This window comes from Terriglobales bacterium, assembly GCA_035624475.1.
Taxonomy (GTDB): domain Bacteria; phylum Acidobacteriota; class Terriglobia; order Terriglobales; family Acidobacteriaceae; genus DASPRL01.
The window spans coordinates 1-2,014 of record DASPRL010000226.1; the positions used below are offsets into that span (position 1 = coordinate 1).

The following is a 2,014-nucleotide window of genomic DNA, read 5'->3' on the forward strand; positions in this document are numbered from 1 at the left end:
ACGGCCATCAGGGCCTCCAGGCGCGTGCGCAGGTCGGCCCCGGCGGCGGGCGCGGCCTCGGCCGCGGATTCGGCTTTGCCGATCAGCAGCGTGATCTCGCCTCTCAGCTCGCGCTTCGCCACCTGCTCCAGCAGCTCCCCGGCGCGGCCGCGCAGGAACTCCTCGTGCAGCTTGGTGACCTCGCGCGCCAGCACCACGGGGCGGGCCGCGCCCAGCACCTCCACGATATCTTCCAGGGTCTCCGCGATGCGGTGCGGGGCCTCGTAGAAGATCTGGGTGCGGGGCGAGTCGCGCAGGGCCTGCAGGGCTTCGCGGCGGGCGGCGCGCTTGGCGGGCAGGAACCCGCTGAAGCGGAAGGAGTCGGTCGCCAGGCCGCTGGCCACCAGCGCCGCCAGGAAGGCGGAGGCCCCGGGAACCGGCACCACCGGAACGTGGTGGCGGATGGCCAGGGTGATGAGGCGGTAGCCGGGGTCGGAGATGCCGGGCATGCCGGCATCGGAGACCAGGGCGATGCGCGCCCCCTGCTCCAGCTCCAGGACCAGCTCCGGCGCGCGGGTCATCTCGTTGTGCTCGTGGTAGCTGACGGTGCGCTTGCTCAGGCCGTAGTGGTGGAGCAGCTTCTGCGTCTGGCGGGTGTCCTCGCAGGCGATCAGGTCGGCCTCCTTCAGCACGCGCAACGCGCGCAGGGTGATGTCCTCCAGGTTGCCGATGGGCGTAGCCACCAGGTAGAGGCCGGGCGGGAGGACACCTTCGCTAGGCATGATGCCAGTCTAGCGAATTTAGTAATTGGGTAATGGGGTAATTTGGTAATTGAGAGGGCGATGATGGGGTCGCGGCAAGCCCGCAATTACCCAATTACCAAATTACTCAATTACCCAATAGAATCACCCCGTGCCTCTCTACGAGTACCAGTGCAAGAAGTGTGGGCACCGCTTCGAGCGGATCCGCAAGTTCTCAGACGCGCCGGTGAAGAAGTGCCCGGAGTGTGGGGGAGCGGTCCAGCAGTTGATGTCCGCGCCGGCGGTGCAGTTCAAGGGCTCGGGGTGGTACGTCACCGACTACGCGGGCAAGGGCAAGGCGCCTGCTGCCGAGGGCACCGAGTCCGCCAAGCCGGAGGTCAAGGCGGAGAAGGCCGAGGCCAAAGCCGAGGCCAAGCCCAAGGGCGAGCCCAAGAAGGGGCAGGGCAAGAAGTAGGGCACAGCCGCGGCGAATCCTTTCCCTCCCGGCGGAATCCATATCTTCATGATTACGCTGCGACCTTCCGCCGCGCGGGGCGGCGCCGACTACGACTGGCTCAAGACCCGCCATACCTTCTCCTTCGACACCTACCACGACCCCGCCTGGATGCACTTCCGCTCGCTGCGGGTGATCAACGAGGACTGGATCGCGCCCGGACGCGGCTTTGGCATGCATCCTCACCGCGACATGGAGATCCTCACCTACGTGCTGGAGGGCGCGCTCCAGCACCAGGACAGCCTGGGCAACGGCTCCGTCATCCGCCCCGGCGACGCCCAGCGCATGAGCGCCGGCACCGGCATCGTGCACGGCGAGGCCAACCCCTCGCCCGACCAGCCCGTCCACCTGCTGCAGATCTGGATCCTGCCGGAGAAGCGCGGCTTCCCGCCCAGCTACGAGCAGAAGACGCTGCCGCCCTGGCAGGGACTGCGGCGGATCGCCGGCCCCAAAGCCGGCGACGGCGCTCTGACCCTGCACCAGGACACCGAACTGTGGGTGGCGCGCCTGGCGGCGGGCGAGCCGGCCGAGCACGCGCTGGCTCCTGGGCGGCACGCCTGGGTGCAGGTGGCGCGCGGCTCCGTGGAACTGAACGGGACCAAGCTGAACCAGGGGGACGGAGCGGGCGTGAGCGACGAGCAGTCCATTCGCCTGAAGGCTCTTGAGCCCGCCGAGGTCCTGGTGTTTGATCTGGCGTGACCTGAAGAAAAGCCCACCACGAAGGACACAAAGGGAACACGATGGACACGAAGATGGGAAAGGTGAACCTCAAGCAGAAATT

The 2,014-nt window shown here is 67.6% G+C and carries 3 protein-coding genes; 2 read left to right on the forward strand and 1 reads right to left on the reverse strand.

Annotated features, from left to right (window positions below; translation table 11 throughout):
- Positions 1-761: 16S rRNA (cytidine(1402)-2'-O)-methyltransferase (gene rsmI, locus VEG08_09355; GenBank protein HXZ28187.1), on the reverse strand; the 761-nt coding region annotated here is incomplete at its 3' end.
- A gap of 130 nt (positions 762-891) precedes the next feature.
- On the opposite strand from rsmI, the gene VEG08_09360 reads away from it, so the two are divergent.
- Both VEG08_09360 and VEG08_09365 read left to right on the forward strand, forming a co-directional pair.
- The gene (locus VEG08_09360) at positions 892-1,194 is read left to right on the forward strand and encodes a zinc ribbon domain-containing protein (protein HXZ28188.1); all 303 of its coding nucleotides are present in this window, start codon (positions 892-894) and stop codon (positions 1,192-1,194) included.
- Positions 1,195-1,242: 48 nt separating this feature from the next.
- Positions 1,243-1,932, forward strand: coding sequence for a pirin family protein (locus tag VEG08_09365; GenBank protein HXZ28189.1), 690 nt, complete (start codon positions 1,243-1,245; stop codon positions 1,930-1,932).
- Positions 1,933-2,014: the final 82 nt, after the last annotated feature.